General features: G+C 45.5%; 18 protein-coding genes and 1 tRNA gene. 6 read left to right on the forward strand and 13 right to left on the reverse strand.

All coding sequences use genetic code 11. The features are described 5' to 3' along the window. Positions 1 to 55 precede the first annotated feature (55 nt). A tRNA-Leu gene (locus BLV33_RS08650) sits at positions 56 to 139 on the reverse strand. A 131-nt stretch (positions 140 to 270) separates the two neighbouring features. Between BLV33_RS08650 and BLV33_RS08655 the strand changes: the two genes are divergently transcribed. After that, positions 271 to 453: a hypothetical protein gene (locus BLV33_RS08655; RefSeq protein WP_090790143.1), complete on the forward strand. Its 183-nt coding sequence runs from the start codon at positions 271 to 273 to the stop codon at positions 451 to 453. 14 nt (positions 454 to 467) lie between these two features. Here BLV33_RS08655 and BLV33_RS08660 read toward each other — a convergent pair whose 3' ends face one another. Further along, positions 468 to 1205, reverse strand: a complete 738-nt coding sequence (locus BLV33_RS08660; protein ID WP_171909066.1) for an adenosylcobinamide amidohydrolase — start codon at positions 1203 to 1205, stop codon at positions 468 to 470. Positions 1206 to 1230: 25 nt separating this feature from the next. After that, positions 1231 to 1464, reverse strand: a complete 234-nt coding sequence (locus BLV33_RS08665) for a hypothetical protein (RefSeq protein ID WP_090790147.1) — start codon at positions 1462 to 1464, stop codon at positions 1231 to 1233. 584 nt (positions 1465 to 2048) lie between these two features. On the opposite strand from BLV33_RS08665, the gene BLV33_RS08675 reads away from it, so the two are divergent. Next, entirely contained in the window at positions 2049 to 2357 is a 309-nt protein-coding gene (locus BLV33_RS08675; protein ID WP_090790151.1) for a hypothetical protein, read from the forward strand. A gap of 51 nt (positions 2358 to 2408) precedes the next feature. On the opposite strand, the gene BLV33_RS08680 is transcribed toward BLV33_RS08675, so the two are convergent. Both BLV33_RS08680 and BLV33_RS08685 read right to left on the reverse strand, forming a co-directional pair. After that, on the reverse strand, positions 2409 to 2735 hold the full coding sequence (locus tag BLV33_RS08680) for a hypothetical protein (protein WP_090790152.1): 327 nt from the start codon (positions 2733 to 2735) through the stop codon (positions 2409 to 2411). An 82-nt stretch (positions 2736 to 2817) separates the two neighbouring features. Next, the gene (locus BLV33_RS08685; protein WP_090790154.1) at positions 2818 to 3387 is read right to left on the reverse strand and encodes a xanthine phosphoribosyltransferase; all 570 of its coding nucleotides are present in this window, start codon (positions 3385 to 3387) and stop codon (positions 2818 to 2820) included. Between the two features lie 163 nt (positions 3388 to 3550). Between BLV33_RS08685 and BLV33_RS08690 the strand changes: the two genes are divergently transcribed. Further along, entirely contained in the window at positions 3551 to 4279 is a 729-nt protein-coding gene (locus BLV33_RS08690) for a hypothetical protein (protein WP_090790156.1), read from the forward strand. A gap of 21 nt (positions 4280 to 4300) precedes the next feature. Here the strand turns inward: BLV33_RS08690 and BLV33_RS08695 are convergent, their stop codons facing one another. After that, positions 4301 to 4936 (reverse strand): DedA family protein, encoded by a 636-nt coding sequence (locus BLV33_RS08695; RefSeq protein WP_090790157.1) that lies wholly within the window; start codon positions 4934 to 4936, stop codon positions 4301 to 4303. 147 nt (positions 4937 to 5083) lie between these two features. Between BLV33_RS08695 and BLV33_RS08700 the strand changes: the two genes are divergently transcribed. Beyond that, complete coding sequence (locus BLV33_RS08700) at positions 5084 to 6118, forward strand: YkvI family membrane protein (protein ID WP_090790159.1); 1035 nt, start codon at positions 5084 to 5086, stop codon at positions 6116 to 6118. Here the strand turns inward: BLV33_RS08700 and BLV33_RS28730 are convergent. From BLV33_RS28730 to BLV33_RS08720, 5 genes are read right to left on the reverse strand one after another with little or no spacing between them, the layout of a single operon-like run. Continuing rightward, positions 6056 to 6499, reverse strand: coding sequence for a hypothetical protein (locus BLV33_RS28730; protein WP_139305711.1), 444 nt, complete (start codon positions 6497 to 6499; stop codon positions 6056 to 6058). The two genes, BLV33_RS08700 and BLV33_RS28730, sit on opposite strands and share 63 nt — an antisense overlap. Positions 6500 to 6525: 26 nt before the next feature. Beyond that, the gene (locus BLV33_RS08705) at positions 6526 to 6801 is read right to left on the reverse strand and encodes a hypothetical protein (protein WP_090790161.1); all 276 of its coding nucleotides are present in this window, start codon (positions 6799 to 6801) and stop codon (positions 6526 to 6528) included. Between the two features lie 14 nt (positions 6802 to 6815). Continuing rightward, positions 6816 to 10097, reverse strand: a complete 3282-nt coding sequence (locus BLV33_RS08710; protein WP_090790163.1) for an AAA family ATPase — start codon at positions 10095 to 10097, stop codon at positions 6816 to 6818. Continuing rightward, on the reverse strand, positions 10094 to 11413 hold the full coding sequence (locus tag BLV33_RS08715) for a metallophosphoesterase family protein (protein ID WP_090790165.1): 1320 nt from the start codon (positions 11411 to 11413) through the stop codon (positions 10094 to 10096). The genes BLV33_RS08710 and BLV33_RS08715 overlap by 4 nt, the downstream gene beginning before the upstream one ends. Continuing rightward, the gene (locus BLV33_RS08720; RefSeq protein ID WP_090790167.1) at positions 11410 to 12540 is read right to left on the reverse strand and encodes a glycosyltransferase family 4 protein; all 1131 of its coding nucleotides are present in this window, start codon (positions 12538 to 12540) and stop codon (positions 11410 to 11412) included. Before BLV33_RS08720 ends, BLV33_RS08715 begins: the two co-directional genes overlap by 4 nt. Positions 12541 to 12682: 142 nt before the next feature. Between BLV33_RS08720 and BLV33_RS08725 the strand changes: the two genes are divergently transcribed. Continuing rightward, the gene (locus BLV33_RS08725) at positions 12683 to 13819 is read left to right on the forward strand and encodes a GGDEF domain-containing protein (RefSeq protein WP_090790169.1); all 1137 of its coding nucleotides are present in this window, start codon (positions 12683 to 12685) and stop codon (positions 13817 to 13819) included. Further along, the gene (locus BLV33_RS08730; protein WP_090790171.1) at positions 13812 to 14597 is read left to right on the forward strand and encodes a hypothetical protein; all 786 of its coding nucleotides are present in this window, start codon (positions 13812 to 13814) and stop codon (positions 14595 to 14597) included. Before BLV33_RS08725 ends, BLV33_RS08730 begins: the two co-directional genes overlap by 8 nt. 8 nt (positions 14598 to 14605) lie before the next feature. Here the strand turns inward: BLV33_RS08730 and BLV33_RS08735 are convergent, their stop codons facing one another. Then, complete coding sequence (locus BLV33_RS08735) at positions 14606 to 16981, reverse strand: sensor domain-containing protein (protein ID WP_090790173.1); 2376 nt, start codon at positions 16979 to 16981, stop codon at positions 14606 to 14608. Continuing rightward, complete coding sequence (locus BLV33_RS08740; protein ID WP_090790175.1) at positions 16971 to 17489, reverse strand: DUF5317 family protein; 519 nt, start codon at positions 17487 to 17489, stop codon at positions 16971 to 16973. The genes BLV33_RS08735 and BLV33_RS08740 overlap by 11 nt, the downstream gene beginning before the upstream one ends. Positions 17490 to 17779: the final 290 nt, after the last annotated feature.

The raw sequence follows: 17779 nt of genomic DNA on the forward strand, positions 1-17779 counted from the left end.
TGTTTAAACGCACTAAGGGTCCCAGCCAATAAGCTGGAACCCTTGCACTACTTGATGCGCTCGAGAGGACTCGAACCTCCACGGCTGTTACACCACTAGAACCTGAATCTAGCGCGTCTGCCAATTCCGCCACGAACGCATATTAGGCGACAAAATTTAATATACCATGGTCGATAAACGAAGTCAAACGCTTTTCACCAGGCATTTTTCTCCAGACTGCATAAGCATGGCTATGAAAGCGAAACCTAGGAAAAAAGGAGGTTTGGAACAATGGATCAAGAGGAAATAGATGCCTTGGAGCCCAAATATACCGGCAATCAACGTGACTTAACGGAAGGTGAAGCGGCTGGCATTAAAGCCGATCCGGCGAACGACACTGATGATGATTCGGTGTTAACCGGTGCTGGAAATCAACAGATTGCAAATGCTTTTGGTTTGTTTAGAAGACCTTAAACAACCCCTGAACCTCAATTTGTTGCTTTTGCATACTTTTTGCCGGAAACCATAATGGACTCATACACGGCTCGGCCAATGCAATAACCGAGCTGGGTAGCTGTGCCTGCATACGAATGGAAGCTTCCCCTATTATTTGCGGCGATGAGTACGGCATCTGTAGTTGTACCGGTAGCCGGACGACCGCCGTCGGATGTGTTCATGCAGATCCCCAGATCAGCCAATGCCGCAGTTTTGGCTTCTGTAGCTGTAATAACAGCATTAACCATTGCTGCATCTGTCAGTGTTCCATGAATCAACACGATGGTGTTGATGGTTCCAGGATACAAGGCTGTCGCTAGTAATGGGTTCCCTGCTCTCGCCTTATTGCTGAGCCCAACCGTTACATAGGTGCACACTTTCAGCTGTTCTTGCTCGGCTTTTCCTTCATCTGCCCATAACTCCGTGTGGATGCCTGCATCTCTTACCCAAGCTGCGGTAAGCATGCCCGCTGTTTCATCAGGACGCAGTCCTTCGCTCTGCAAGAAGCAGTTCATCTCTTCAATGGGATCTACTGCCTGGTAATTTTTATCGACCTGACGATTGATCAGACAAGTGTGATGTCCGAAACCACCGCCCCAAGGGGATGAGTTTAACGTGCGGAGCGGTTGAAGGCTTTTCCACAGCAAGTACGGCCCTTGCTCTGAATGGATCAGTTCAAAAGTGATCCCCTCCAATGGGCTTGTCCCATTTTTCAATCGTTTGATATTCATTTCTAAGATGATCCCCTTTCGATTACTATTCCAACTCATGAGGCAATTCGAATTCTGGGGGACGTTCGTCTGTGAACGGTTGAAACACATAATTGCGGTCAAGAGTGACCACCCGGCGATTTTGTTTGCGGATCAAGACGCTTGTCTCGTTCCAGGCCACTACAATACCTTTTACATCATTTGCGGGATTAACATCACGGACAACTCGCACTTTCGTACCTTGTTCCCGATACTGGTCTAATTGATCATCAGATATCATTGTTTACCTCCTAAGAGTTTTGCTTTAGCAAAACTGACTTCGTAAGCATAAGCTTTGAGTTTTGCTTTAGCAAAACTGACTTCGTAAGCATAAGCTTTGAGTTTTGCTTTAGCAAAACTGACTTCGTAAGCATAAGCTTTGAGTTTTGCTTTAGCAAAACTGACTTCGTAAGCATAAGCTTTGAGTTTTGCTTTAGCAAAACTGACTTCGTAAGCATAAGCTTTGAGTTTTGCTTTAGCAAAACTGACTTCGTAAGCATAAGCTTTGAGTTTTGCTTTAGCAAAACTGACTTCGTAAGCATAAGCTTTGAGTTTTGCTTTAGCAAAACTGACTTCGTAAGCATAAGCTTTGAGTTTTGCTTTAGCAAAACTGACTTCGTAAGCATAAGCTTTGAGTTTTGCTTTAGCAAAACTGACTTCGTAAGCATAAGCTTTGAGTTTTGCTTTAGCAAAACTGGCATCGTAAGCATAAGCTTAGCATATTCGTTCCTGCTTAGTCCTATTTTACATAAATATCTCATTCCGGGAAAAAGTAATCAAGAAGCAGTTGAATGAAACGTTGAAGAGGGGAGACATGATTGCAGCGTGGAAAAGAAAAAATACTATATAGCTGTTGGACCCGGCGAGGTCATGGAGAATCAAGGCGATGCCAGCTTTGAATTCGAAATTGAAGCGACGGAAGAGGATATCGACAGGCTGCAGGAGCTTTTTGAAGAAGCGGATAATTCAGATCAAAGAGGTTATGCCCGATCTTTTATCCCTTTGAAGGATTACTACTTTAATGAATCGAATCAAGATTACGATTACTATCTTCACGAGGTATACCGCATGCTGTATGATCTAGGAACCGAGCAGACCAAGCAACATATTGAAAAGATGAACATTCTGAATTAAAAAAAAGACCTGCGATATAAACTTCGTAGGTCTTTCGTATATTAGCTGATGTCAGCTCACATGTTCTTTGGAATCGTTTGTTTCAAACCATAAATCGAGAACTTTGCTCGACATCACGCGGCTCTTTATATATTCAATCTGCTGTTGGGAAAACTGCGGCTCCCAATCGATCGACAATTCCGTGGAAAGCTTAACGACAGTTAACAGCTCTGACCAGGCGACATATCTTTTGTACCAGAAAAATTGCGGGTGTTCAATCATATAGGGATACAGATCATCAAACTCTGTATGTTTACAATCGAGAGCACGTTCAAAATGATTCTTAGCCTCGGATAACTTGGTCATAAAATAATCTGCAGAAACAATCTCGTTTCCCATTGGTTCAGCCTCCTCTCACAACCCTATTATAATGGAAAAATCGCTTACAGGGAAGGCAAAATTCTGATAAATCATAGAGTCTTCATTCGAATTCAATGCGTCCATTTGCCAGTGAGGCGATTTTGGCCAAGGATTCCAGCCGAATCCCCCGTTCTCTGATTGAGGATCCTCCGGCTTGAAAACTCTTCTCTACCACGATCCCTACACCTACGAGCTCCGCTTCCGCTCTCTCGATAATCCGGATCAATCCGCGTGCGGCATCGCCATTTGCAATAAAATCGTCAATGAGCAGTATACGTTCATCTTTTTTCAAAAGGTGGGAGGATACCATAATGTCGGTTACGATGCCTTTGGTGAAGGAAGGCACTCTTTCGCTGTAAGTATCCTGGTCCATGGTCAATGTTTTTTTGCGTCTGGCAAAAACCATGGGTACTTTAAGCTCATAGGCAACAGCCAGAGCAATCGGGATTCCCGAGGATTCCACAGTGAGCACCTTTTCCGGCAGCTCGTCAGCAAACAATCTGGCAAATTCCTTGCCCATTTCCATGATCAGCATCGGATCCACTTGGTGATTCAAGATGGCGTCCAGCTTCAAAACCTGATCGGATACGACGACACCCACTTCCAAGATCCTTTGCTTTAACAAATCCATGTGATACCTCCGTCCGATATAATTTGAATAACTCCATATTTTTACTTTGTAGTATCTCATATTTTTTTAATTTTACATAGTCCATTCTAAAATTTAGCAACTTTTTGGGCTCAAACAGTGTCTAATATATATAGGACAAAGACCGGAAAGGAATTACCCCCAAATGAATAAATCGTGGAAGCTCATAAGCTCCCTTAGTATATCGTTATTAACCGTGTCTTTGCTGACTGCCGGCTGTGAAAAGCCATTGGATCGCACTGCTCAGCCTCCTGCTGTGAGTAACTATCCTTCACGGGAGCCTATCTCCACCAGCGGCAATGAAATTGACCCGTCCAGTTCTATTCGGGGAGGCGGCATTACGCCTGTGTCTACCCCATATGCAACCTCGGATCATGAAGCTCAAGTTTCGGCGAACCGGGCATCAACCGTTGATCCAAATGCACCTATTCCTGATCGACCTCCGGCCAAATCCACGCCAAAACCAAAGGTAGACCCGAGCGATGCCTATAATCAGGCAAAGCCGACATTAATGGGGCTAAAGCTGGGAACGGACAAAGACTCGGTGCTGGGCCGCTTCAGCAAAGCCAAAGATCAGTTCGTCATGGATGAAGATACGGATCCGGTAACCGTCTATGATTACACGGATTTCTCCATAGGATTCAACAAACAAAACAAGCTGGAGTTCGTTAATGTACATACGGCGGATATCGATCCTGGGCTAAGAGGCTTACGCCTCGGTGAAAAATCAGGGGATGCGATTGCCGCCCTTGGAAAGCCGAATTCGAATACCTCCTACGTACTTGCTTACAAAGCTCAAGGCACCATTCTCAAACTGGATATCGATCCAACCAATGATACCATTCAATCTATTAAACTATTTGCAGATAACTAAAAAGTAAAAGCAGAACCTATTCTATTGGAAGGGTCCTGCTTTTTTTATGTCTTCCTGCTTTTTCCTTTTACGCATTCTTACTAAGACAAGGATAGCAATCAGCATGATCATTATAATTCCAGTCACGCTAAAACCAACATATTTGTGTATGATTTGAAGCAGTTCTTCCCAGTTTCTACCGATAAAATGACCGAGTGTCAAGAAAGTGATACACCAGACCAAGGCTCCGGATGCCGCATAAAGCAAATATCTCAGTAAACCCACACCGCTTACACCCGCTAAATAACAAGTAAAATGCCTCACGCCCGGAACAAAATACCCGAAAAACACAGCCCACATGCCATAGCGTTTGAACCAGCCTTCCGTTTTCTCAAGCCTTTCCGGCGTTAGCTTAATCCATTTGCCATATCGGTGTAAGAATGGCTTGCCTATTCGATGTCCCAACGAATAGCTGACTATCATTCCTGTCATGGTTCCTGCATAAATGACCATCAAAGTTGTTGTATATAAGAACGGGCCTCCTGGTGCTGTCAAAGATCCAGCAAAGGTCATAAGTGTTTCATCCGGCACGGGTAATCCGATGATTCCAGCCGAGAGAAGCAAATATAAGGCCGGATATCCAAAGCTGTAGATGAAACTGTAAAGTTCATGATGCACGAATATCCTCCCCCTATCGGTTTATTTCGCTGGAATTCTTGCTCATTTTAACAGAAATCCAAATAACTTGTCATGCTGTTTCATGCAGAAACATAACTTGTACTAAATATACAGGAACTCAGAAGGGTTAGGAAGGAGCAGTCCGGGATGCGATCAGGCTCACAAATCGTCCGTATTGCATTTACCTATATCGGCACAGTCGTCGGTGCAGGTTTTGCTTCCGGACAGGAAATCCTGCAATTTTTCACTCGCTATGGCGCTGTTGCCACTCTAACGATTGCGCTGTCCACTTTTTTATTCATTTGGTTCGGTATTAAGCTGATGCTGATGGCACATGATCTCAAAGCGAAATCCTATGAGGATTTGAACAAGGCTTTGTTCGGTGATTTCATGGGCAATGTGATCAGTCTTTTTACCATGCTTGTCTTGTTCTGTATTACAACCGTTATGCTGGCTGGCGGCGGAACGATATTTGAAGAGCAGCTCCATCTTTCCTATCAGACAGGATTGCTGGTAACCCTTGTTCTGGCTTATTACGTACTTTCTCGAGGTATTCAGGCGATCATGACGGTTAACTCCATCGTGGTTCCTATCATGATCCTCTTCAGTATAATCATTGTAATTTATACTTGGAATTCTCCAGGCAGTAACGGTTGGCTAACCCATACCTCCGACTATTCCTTGGGGCGTGTGTGGCTGGCTCCCTTTCTGTACACGGCCTTTAATTTGGCTATGTCACAAGCCGTATTGGTCCCGATGGGAGCTGCTGTCGAGAATCGTTCCGTGCTGTATACCGGAGGTTTATTGGGCGGCCTTGGCATTGGCTTGCTGCTGTTGGCTGCACATTTTGCTCTATCCGCACAAATGCCAGGTATATCTCAATTCGAGATCCCGATGGGCAATATCATCAGCCGCCTTGGACCCTGGATACAAACGGCTTACCTGCTTATCATTTATGGCGAAATCTTCACCACTTATATCGCGGATGCTTACGGAGTATGCCTGCAGCTTCAGCAAAGGACCAAGCTGCCGCTCAAAATGATTATTTTCGCCATCCTCATCCTTACCTATGGCTTCAGCCAAATTGGTTTCAAGGTGCTGCTCAGTGCGATGTATCCCTTATTTGGCATGGTCAGTATCATTTGGCTGGTCATGATGGTTTGGAGAAATCGGGCTTTGTGAAGCTTCGGCAGGCGGTCTATTTATGCCGATCACCACGAACAGACGGACAATTAACAATAAAACACCCATCATTGAAAAAATCAGCCCGCACAGCAGATAAAAAATATGATAGGGCGGAAACGAGGCTCTGTCCCGCATGACAGCAAATAGATCAGCAGCGAGAAGCAAGATTCCTATTGCGGAAATCCCTAATATGGCAAAGTCCATCACCGTCCATTGAGACAGGTAAAGAGCTGCGATCTCTGCGGAGCTGAACGCCCGAGGAGAAGCAGCCTGCTGCTTCCAAAGCTGGTGAATGATCCAGGCGGTATAAAGGGCAATCCCTGTAATCACGAGCCCTAAGAACCCGCCAAAAATCGCTAGACTCATATTCAATGACAAACCTGCCCCTCCTTCAATTCCCTGTGTTATTGATGGCTTAGTTGGTAAACAAGAACGAAAGTAAGCAAAAAGACCAAAGCTGGAAGCAAATAGAGAAGCGGAAACAGCCAGGATTCGGGTGCAGCTGGTGTGACACGCCAAATGAAACGCTCATGCAAACGAAACAGGATGTTTTGGGTCAGCTTGCTGCTCTCATCGCTTTCAACCCTGTCACTCTGAGCTTGCAATTGAATTTTACCTTTTTTCCAGCCGATTTGATATGTAATTTCCCGCTGTTTACCCGACTTATCATTCGTATCCATAGCTCAGCCTCCTTTTAAAGCACTATCAGCCTATGATCGGAGATCATCCGCTTGGCTGCATCCCTTACGTGAGTATGGCAGGTAAATAAAAGAATCTGGTGTCGCTGGCTCAGTTCATTTATCACCTGCAGACAGCTCTCCATTCGCTGCTCGTCGAAATTCACGAGGATATCGTCCATAATTAGAGGCAGTACGGCCCTGCCGGCATATTCCTCTGCCAGCGCAAAGCGCATGGACAGATACAGCTGCTCCGCTGTGCCTCTGCTAAGATAGCCCGTATCGAGCGTTCGCCCGCTGTGATGCATCGCGACCAGCTTCTGCTCACCAAATGGAGCTTTGATTCCGGTATAATTTCCCTGCGTCATTTGTTCAAAATAGGCGGATGCCCGTATGAGTACACCCGGCTGCCGATCCCGTTCATAAATGTCTCTGGCTTTCTTCAGCAATAAAGAAGCAAAGGAGACAGCTGCATATTGATCAACCAACTGCTGGATAGAAGCTCTGTATTCTTCAAGCTTTTGCAGCTTATCCGTATGCTCGGTGCCCAGCTCCAGCTTCTCAATCTCACTGGCAAGTCTCCCGGATTGTTCGCGACATTCATTCGTTTTGTCTTCCAATACCTCGATTTGAATGGTTATTTCAGCTTTTAAGCGTTCCAGCTCCTCATCGCCCTTTTCCTCCAGCAATGCCTTCAGCTTGGGCAAAAAAGTGCTGCCAGCCAAAGCTTCCATCGCAGCGCTTAAATGTCTTTGCTCCTCCAAAAGCTTGAGGCGCCGCTCTGCTTTGCTTTGATTCTGACGAAGCTGTTCACCGTGATCAGCTGATGCTTCTTTAAGCAGATCCACCAGCTTACTGGAAACACGTTGATTGCGACCAACCATCAGCTGCTGCTCATGCTCAATTTGAGCAAGTTGATGATGGAGATTTTCCTGTTCGGAAAGGAGGCGTAGCTGCTCTTGTTCCTGTTCTTTCCAGCGCTTTATTGCAAGGACAGGCTCTTTGGTATCAGTCCCAAGATAAGTCGCAATATCCAACTCAAATCGATGCATGAATTGCCGGTGAGCCGTTATTTTTGCTTCTAGCTGCACTTGTCGGCGCAGAAGGTCATGACCCCGTTCCACCAGCTGCAAGCTTTCAAATAAGGCATCAGGCGATAATTGTCCAGTAAATCCTAATGACTGTGTCCATTCGTTCCATTCTGTTTGCAGACGGTCCAATTGCCCTGCCTGCTCATGCATTTCTGCTGCATGCTGATCATCCTGCTTCTTTAATGTTTGCAATTGAGTTCGCGAATCGCGCAGCTTGTCCTGCTTACGTTCAAGCTCACCGCTTTGATGCCTGTGTTGCTCCGCTTCCTGCCTCAGGTCTTCAAGCGAAGTTTCCAGCCATTGGAGCACCAGGGACCAATGATCGTTTGGAGATGACGGGGCAGCTGCTGGGGAAGATGTTTGAAAAGCGGACCGGAATGTTCCGTTTTCCTTGGTTGCAGCGGCTTCCTGTACCCCTAGCCATATACCTGCTTGCTGCTGCAGATTATTCTCGTAAGCTTTCAACTTCTGCTCGAGTGCAAGGATTTTATCATTTTCGGATGTTGATGATTTATCTGAATAATCCTGGCTTTTACGCTGGGAATTGTCATGGGCTCTATGCGGATTGGACAGATATAGATAAATGAAAATGCCCGCTCCGATCGCTAAAACCATACCTGCCAGCAAACCTTGGCCATTCCAGCCTAAAGCTGCGGAAAGAAGGATGACCGCCCCTAATGTAAAGAAAGCAAGCATTCGCTGCCTCTGAGCGGCTTGCCGACCAGCTCTTGCAGAGGACTCAAGCAGCTCTTCCCGATATCGCTCACGATCTGCAATGCGTTCAAGCAGATGCTCGCGTTCGGTGCGAAGCAACCGCCACTGGGCAAAATCTCGGGCGATCCGATTCAAAGCCCGTGCGGGATCTTCCTCGATCTCTGAACGCGATCCTGCTAATGCATTAAACAAAGTGGAATTCGAGTGCTGTAGTTCTCTTTCCTGCCCCGCCACGGATTCCTGCACACGGTCTATTTGCAAGCCGAGACTTGCCTGCTCTCCGTAAAGCCGTCTCATTCTCTCCTGAAGCTCGGCAAACTGGTCTCGATAGCTGCGAATCCGTTCCCGCAGCGAGATTGAAACAGGAAAGGCGGCAAGCGTGCCGGTTTCCCATTGCTCATCCAACTGTTTGAGCAGTCTAGCGACTTCAAGCATCAGGTTTGAAAGCTCAGCCTCCAGCTCGGTGATGGATCTATCGCTTTCATGGTAAAGGGGTGCTTCTTCCAGAAGCGTGTTTAATTCACTTTTATAGACTAGCAGCTCATCAATTATCACAAGAGCCTGAAGCTCGGATCTATATCCCTGCTGTTTCAGATAAAGCCGTGTTTCCTCTTCCTTGCATAGAGCCAGCTCATTCTCCAAAGCCTCCAACCGGGCGGTCGCATTCTCCGGGAAGGCTTCCATCTCCGGAAGCTCCTTCAGATCCTCGGAAATCTGCTTCAGACGAATCCAGGAGCTTCTGGCTTTGCTCCCCACAGTGAGCTCATCGAGCTCATTGCGGAGCGATTGCTTGCGCAGCTCTTGCTCCGCAATGAGCTGCTCCGTGGAGCGCCTCTCTTCGAGCAAGCGGTCGTATTCGCCGATTCGCTCTTTGCTGCGGCGAATTTGCCCATCCAGCTCCTCCAGCTCCTTCAGCAGGAGGTTGATCTCTTGATTGCGGCCTCGCGGCTTGTACAAGCTGTCCGCTTGCGCGGCCAATTTGCGCTGGGCTTCCATAATCGTGGAGCCGCTGACTCCGAGACCGGCGCTGTACAGGTAGCCGCTGATCTCGTCGCTCTGCAGGGTGCGCAGCTCCTGCAGCTCGCTTAACCCAAAAGCGAACAAGCTGCGAAACAAGTCGGCCGACAGGCCGCCCAGCAGCTTGTGCAGCAGTTCCTCGCCGCCGGTGGTGCCGTCACCGAGAGTCACCGTGACGATCCCTGCGGAGGATCGTCGACCGCCGGTCGAGCCGTCGTAGCGCTCGACTCGAATGAGATGACCCTGCTCGCCTTGCAGGGTCAAAGCCCCTCCATGGGCACCGCCCATCGGCGGTTCGTATCGGTCCGCCCGGCTCTGCCGGGTCGGAAAGCCGAACAGCACCGCACGGACGAAGCCCATGAGCGTGCTCTTGCCCGCTTCGTTAGCGCCGTAAAACAGCGCGAGCGGGCTGTCCGTATCGAGTGTCCTCTCCTGGAGGACACCGAAGCCCTTGACCTGGATGGATATGATCCTCATCCATCCCACCCCCCATCCGCGGCCAGCAGGTCCGCGGTCAGCTCTTCAGCGGCGCGCAGCCACTGCTGCAGCCGCTCGGGCGCAAGCGCAGGCGGGCCGCCGGCCGCTTGCGGCAGGGTTTGCAGCGCGGCGAGCGCCTCGCCCGCGAAAGCGCGCAGCGCGGGTTCGTCGCGCAGCAGCGAGTGCGAGAAACGCAGCAGGTCGCCGATGAAGCTCTTCTGCTGCAGCAGAAGCTCGCGGTCGAGCTCGCTGCCGGTTCGGTCCTCGAGGGTCTCGATCCAGACAAAGCCGCTTGGGCCTCCGTTATTGGATTTAAGATCCTCGCTTGGACCGGCTCGCAAAAATTCCTGATCGCGAAGATCGGTGAGCAGCTCACTAAGAGCTCGTCCTTTGCTGAGCAATCTATGCAGCGCTCCTCTGCCTTCGAGGACGATGCGGATTATACAATCCCGCCCCTCTGCAGTTTGACGGATGCTTTCTTTATGCGCCTCCAACATGTCCCGGAGCTCTTGCTCCGACTGTAAGCCTTGTATCGACAGCTTGTCATAGTACCAGCGCAAGCTGTCCAAGGCATGGAAGGTAAGCTCTGCCCTTCCCTCTTCGTTGACTTCCACCACATAACAGCCTCTAGGACCGGTCTCTCTTATGCTTCTTCCCTGCAGATTTCCGGGGTACACGATGGCCGGGCATGTATGCAGAACTTTTCGCGTATGTACATGACCCAGCGCCCAATAATGGATTCCGCTGTTTAATAAATCATCCTTGGAGCAGGGAGCATAATTATCGTGAGCAGGATCGCCGTCCACATTCGTGTGCAGAAGGCCAATTTGATAAATAGACTGATCGCCGCTTCTGTATTGTAAGGCAAGATTCTCCGTTGTCGCTGCGGTTTTATAGGAAATGCCGTGAATTTGTGCAATAACACCACGGCCTTGTTTTTCCACAGCAACCGTTTCCACCCGGTCAGAAGCAAAAAAATGAACCCCAGCGGGCCAGGCCAGCTTCGCTGCGCGTCCATCCTCCGGGTCGTGGTTTCCATGGATGATATAAGCTTGTATATCGTGTTCAGCCAGCTGCCGCAATGCTTGTTGAAAGCGGATTTGCGCTCGCAGTGAACGATCTGCCAGATCGTAGACATCTCCGCTGATCACAATGAAGTCCACTCTCTCGTGTATGGCCAGCTTTACAAGCCGATTTAGCGACTGGAAAGTTGACTCTCTGACTCGTTCACGCAGCTGCTGCGGCATTACCGACATGCCTTTAAAGGGACTATCCAGATGCAAGTCAGCTGCATGGATAAATCGCAATCTCTTCATGCCTTCACCTGGAACCTCTCATATACGCTCTTCAATTGCTGAATAACCCGATTCAGCGAATAGGTATTCTTTGCCTTTTCAGAGGCGCTTCTTGCGAGTACATGGCGGAAGTCGGGATCGATTATGACTTTCTCCAGCGCTTGGCTGAGAGCGTGATGATCGCCCACAGGAACGAGCAAACCATTGCTGCCATGCTCGATTTGTTCGGCGATTCCGCCTACATCGGTTCCTACCAATGCCAGATAGCATAGGGCGGCTTCGGCAAATACCGAGCCGAAGGCTTCAGCTCGGGAAGGCAGGACAAACACATCAAAAAATGGCATGAACTCCTCCGGGTGCAGCATGTACCCATAAAAAATCGTATCTTCATATATATTTTGTTCGATGGCCAGCTGCTCCAGCTCTTCGCGGCTTGGACCGTCTCCGATAATATGCAGCACGAAGGATTGTCCGCGTTTCTTCAGCTCGCCGCAGGCAAGCAGCAGCGTATCCAGTCCCTTGGCCGGAACCAGCCGGCACACTGTGATCAATTGAGTAACCTGATTATCATGGGAAACGGGACGGAAGCGTTTCTCGTCAAATCCGTTCGGAATGACTCCGATTCGCTCCACATCCTGAACATATTCACCGATATAATGTTTAAAGGAGTTCGAAACCGTGATGATTTGATCGACCTTGGCTTCCAGCTCCCCGTAGAGTGAAGTGAGGAACAAATGCTCAATGCCGTTTTCCTGAATACGGCCATTTAAAATAAGCTCACGTTCATAACTGGAATGAACGGTCATGATCACAGGTGTGTCCGGATAAATCTGTCTCATGGCCAAAGCGGCAATCGGATGGTGCGCATGGATGATATCGAACGTTTTGTTAAGCCTGAGCTTGGTCCACCATACATAATCCTTGTATGTTTGAATGTATCGGTCAACGGTCGGGTTCCCTGCATATTGACGCCAATCGAAGGTTGAAAATTCGAATTCTTCGATTCCTTTACCGCGAATTCGCTTAGGCAAGGAAAAGAGCTCCATTTCCCAGCCTCTTTTATTAAAACGTTCCAAAATATAGGGAACCATGGACGAAACCCCACCCGGCTGTTCCGGTGGAAAAAACAATGCTTGCAATATTTTCATGTCTTAGTCCCTCCCCCGGTGAGTTCTTATTTCTATTACTATTGTAACTGCTGGGCATGGAATAGAAAAGAAAAAACGATGATACCCCTATTCCAAATTTTCCTATATAATAAAATCGATTGTCGTACATTCGGAGGAAACCATGAAGCTCAAAGATCTATTTATCGGCCCCTATGCTCCTGTTTTTTCACATGTGATTGTTCTTGTTATTCTGGTATTAATGTTTGTTGTTTCCCTTCGCCTGTATGTGGATCGCCGCAAAAAGGGTTATTTATCGATGACGATCTCGCTGACGATCCTGATCGTTCATTACCTGTTAATGATTTATTTCGATTTTGGCAACAAGCGTGAAGGAATCGACAATTATATTTCTATGCTCCTTGGCATGGTGTCTTTTGTGCTTGTAAATATGGGGTTTTTCCAGATTTATAATCGTGCTAAAAGAAAGCATTATCTGTTTTTTTACGGATTGATTGCAGGCGGCTTTCTGGTATCACTCCTGTTTTTTTATGTGCCCGTATTTTATCATGCCGGAGAACGCCAGGTTTATCTTTTACAGGGAGTAGGCATGGAGTTTTATATGTTTGTGCTGATCTTTCTATACTTCTATCTGATCCCTCCGGCAATCGGCCAACAGGTTAAATATCAATTCGCATTATCGGTCTATTTTACGAATCAAATTACTCATATTCTGAATGCTTATATGTTTGATGCTTCACAGCCCTTTTTATCCATAGTCGAAAATATGCTACCCATCGTCTTTTATTTTCTGCTCTTTTTGATGCTGTTTGAGCGGGTGGTCGAGTTGATTCAGGCGATTTATAATTCCTCGATTACCGATGGCTTGACTCATTTGTTTAACCGTAAATATTTCAGCAACCGGGTTTCCCAATACATAGAAAGAAATCTGCCTATCTCGATTTTGTTCAGTGATATCGATAATTTCAAGAAGCTCAACGATACAAAGGGGCATCAAATGGGTGACCATGTTCTCAAGCAAGTGGCAGCTATTATGAAAGAGGAAAGTGAGGATTTCGGAATTGCCGGCCGTTATGGCGGTGAAGAAATTGTCTTGATGATCACGGATCATTCCGTTAATATGGATGCTTTTGCCGAGCGTGTTCGTCAGCGTGTGGAGGATGAAACCCTCGTTACCGTTAGTTTGGGCTATAGCAAATACGACAGAGGGGTGACGGCTGAGCAGCTTATCAAGCAAGCGGATGAAGCGATGTACAAAGCCAAAACAAGCGGCAAAAACAAGGTGGTCAGATATGGTTAAAATCAATTATGGATGGAAGTATGAGGCAGCCATTTGGCTGGTGTTTCCTATTGTTGGATTTTTTATTTCTTTACTGATTTATCCTTATGCGATGGAGCGTAATGCTGTGCCCCATGCTTACACATTTTCCAAGGTAAATGCCTCTAATGGTGTCAAGCTTTATACCTTGCGAACGGATCCTGAACATGTTGAGCTAAAAGCGATTGATACCAATCTGCTGAATACCGGATTGTATGGAATAAATGGCGGCTTTTTTTATAATGGGGATTTATTAAGCATTGCGGTTATGGATGATTGGCCGGTTAAGGCGGCTCCCAATGATTATGGAAGTGGTTGGTACAACACGGGTCTTGCTCGCGGAACACTCGTATGGGATAAGGTGCTGAAGCATTTCTCCGTACAAGTTGTCGATAGCGCAGATCAGCTTCAGGTTACGAATCGACTGGCTTACTGGGCACAAGGCGGAGTCAGCATGGGGTTGTCCGAAGGCAGCTCCTGGGAACGGCTCATGCCGGAACAACGGATGCCTGCGTATGATGAACAGCGGCTTCGATCCGGTGCAGCTTTCGACAGTGAAGGGAAGCTGTGGCTGATTGTCACCCCAACACTTTGCACTGTGGAGCAATTTCGCAGCGCCATCCTTGAACGAATCATTCCCGGGAAGCTGATTGACGGCATATTCCTTGACGGCGACGGCTCCTCCCAGTTCGCAAGTCGAACAGCCAAGCTGGGTGGAGACGGGCGTGAAGTTTATCAAATGCTGCAAATTGCCAAATAATTTGGCTTTTACTCTAGCTGGTAACGATCGAAATGAAACAATTCCTTTGAAGAAGTCATACCCCATACCCTCTCAATAAACTTATCTGCTGATAAAGGTTTGCTCATCAAATATCCTTGAACTCCGTCACAATCTTGTTCACGCAAGTAAGAAAGCTGTTGATTCGATTCGACTCCTTCGGCAATTACTTTTATATTTAAACTGTGTGCCAATTTTATTATTCCGCTTATGATCAATTCATCTTTTGGAGACGTATTTAGGTTATTGATAAATGATTGATCCATTTTTAAGTAGTCAAATGAAAAATGCTTTAAATAGCTAAGCGAAGAGTAACCCACTCCAAAATCATCGATGGAAATAGATAAGCCGAGCTCTTTTAATTCCTTTAATACCTTCATCGTATGCTTGGTGTTATGCAGTAAAATGCTCTCTGTAATCTCAATTTCAAGCCACTGGGGATCTAACTTCGTTTCTTGTAAAATATGCTGAATCGTACTTACTAAACTGTCATTTTGCAATTGGGTAGATGAAAGATTAACAGAGATAACCATTGGGGAAAACCCGTCATTTTGCCATGATTTATTTTGTGCGCAAGCAGATCTTAATACCCATTCTCCAATTGACAGGATCAATCCACTCTCTTCAGCAACTGGAATGAACTGTGCGGGAGACATGCTGCCCAATTCTGGATTTTCCCAACGAATTAGGGCCTCCATCCCATTAATTCTGCCACTGGCCAAATCTAACTTAGGTTGAAAGTTCAAATAAAATTCTTCTCGCTCAATAGCTTTATGCAAATTAGAATATATTCTGTGCTTGGCATCATTTACCTCTTGTATGTCGTGGGAATATACGTGGTAGGTGTTTCCTCCTGATTCTTTGGCACGATACATGGATGCATCCGCATTTTTGATCAATGTTCCCACTTCTGCTCCATGATGAGGATAAATACAAATTCCTATACTTGTCGTTATGTATATTTCCTTATTTTGCAGATAAAAAGGTTCGGCTAATGCTTTCAAGATCGCTTCGGCTGTTTGTATCGCCTCTTCCGTACTGCTCAGATTCGGGAGAATAATTGTAAATTCATCGCCTCCAAGTCTGGATACGATGGAACCTTCTGCAACTGATTGAATAATTCGTTTGGAGACATCAACTAATAAAAGATCGCCTGTATGATGGCCCAACGTATCATTTACTTGTTTGAACTGATCCAAATCAAGAAACATTAGGCCGGCTAATGAATGGTTACGAACAATTTCTAAAGTTTCAACCATGTATTCTTGAAATTTGCTTCGATTTGGCAACCCTGTAATGGCATCAAAGTAAGCCATTTTATGAATTAACCGTTCCGCTTCCTTTTGCGCTGTTATATCCTTAAAAATACCATAGATCCCAACAATTTGGTCATTCACAACAGTTGGACCGCATGTTGCGAACAGCTCACGTATAGTACCATCTTTAGCAGAAACACTTAAAGAAAATTGCTGTGGAATCCCCAGCAGCGCTTGTTTGATATGAAGTACAGCTTCTTCCTTCTCTTCTGACTTCAAATATTCTAACAAATTAACATCTAGTACACTTTCTTGGGAATAGCCGAGTAATTTCTCGAACATCGGGTTGACACTCGTAAATTTACCGGAAAGATCCAATGTGAAGACTATATCTGGATTATGGTCAAAAAGAGACTTATATCGTTGTTTGCTTTCTTCAATTTTATAGATATGTTTGTTAAAGGCTGTGATTAGGAAGTTAATCAGCAGCATAAGAAAGGCTGCAATAATAACCTCAGTAAGGAAATCCATCGGATTTGTTTGTTTCAATAGATGATACATAAAAATTGGTACTACTAAAAAAGAAACATGTACTTTAATAATCTCCAATAATGTTGTTTTACTAAAAAAAGGAATTTTATTTACAAATTTCATGATTCCTGCACGTATTATTAAGTTTACGTACTCAAAAACAAATGTAATACAAAGAATTTGAACGATAAGTGGTAGTTGACTCGTAAATTCTAAAATAGTCGCCGCACACACCATACTAATAAAATACATACCTAAAGTTGAAAATAAGCGGTACCAGTTAATTCGATAGAAAGGTTTTGAAGCTAACAAAAAAAACGTTAGCGTACTGACTATAATCGGTACCGTGCTTGCAGAAATCCCCTTAGAATACATCAGAAAAAGAATAGCCAGTGTTGCTCCATTGTACCAAAGTCCATTCGGCGATTTAGTTGGAGCTATATCGACAATGCATATTAAGGCACATATAAGAAATACCGATTCCCAATTCCTATTGGATTGAAGAAATCCCATACAGATGTACGTTGTGTAAATACCAGTTAAAAATAATACCATTGTGTACAGATTTTTATCCTTCATGTTTATCCCTCTTTAAAGTGATTCCTAATAGAAACAGAATAAACCCGAAGCCTACAGAAACATCCCCTATACTTATTACATGTCGGATAAAGGGAATCCAATCTCCCAACCACCAAAAATTGGATGTATTCATTAATTGATGTCGAGGTGCATCAAGATGAGAAGCATTAATACCAGAAATAATCATAGCTTTTTCAGAAACCGGCATTAAACCACCGTGTACGATAATTGATATTAGATTAAGCAGAGCCCCAAAACATATAAAAATAATTCCTGGTAAATGCCTGTTCATCCATAAACCTAAGATCATAACAGCAAACGAAAGTTCAAGTAGAATAGGGTAACTACGTTGTGTTCTATTGCTTAACCAATAGATGAGGATTTGAAAAGTAAAAGTACTGATCAGTAAATAAGGCATTTTAAATGTTGTAACGGAATTAACAATTGTCAATAAATTGCGTTTCAAGATCAGGCAAAGTATAACACCTGCAATAATAAAGTAGATCATATTTGTTCATTCCTTCATAAAAAAATGAAAGGAACTAGGATTTGCCTAGCTCCTTTTCGTCGTTATGGACCCCATGGACCTGCTAACACAGTTGCATACACCATTGATGCTACAAGCAAGATGGCAAATATCCAATTTTTCATTGCAGTTTCCCCCCTTAGAAGAAATGAATTTCTAGTATGTACGATGGAAAGATCAACCAATGAAATTATACCTTCAATACATTTTTTATACAATATTATTATTCAAAATATATAAAAATTCGACAAAAAATGATATCATTCTCTCCA

Source organism: Paenibacillus sp. GP183, from assembly GCF_900104695.1.
Taxonomy (GTDB): domain Bacteria; phylum Bacillota; class Bacilli; order Paenibacillales; family NBRC-103111; genus Paenibacillus_AI.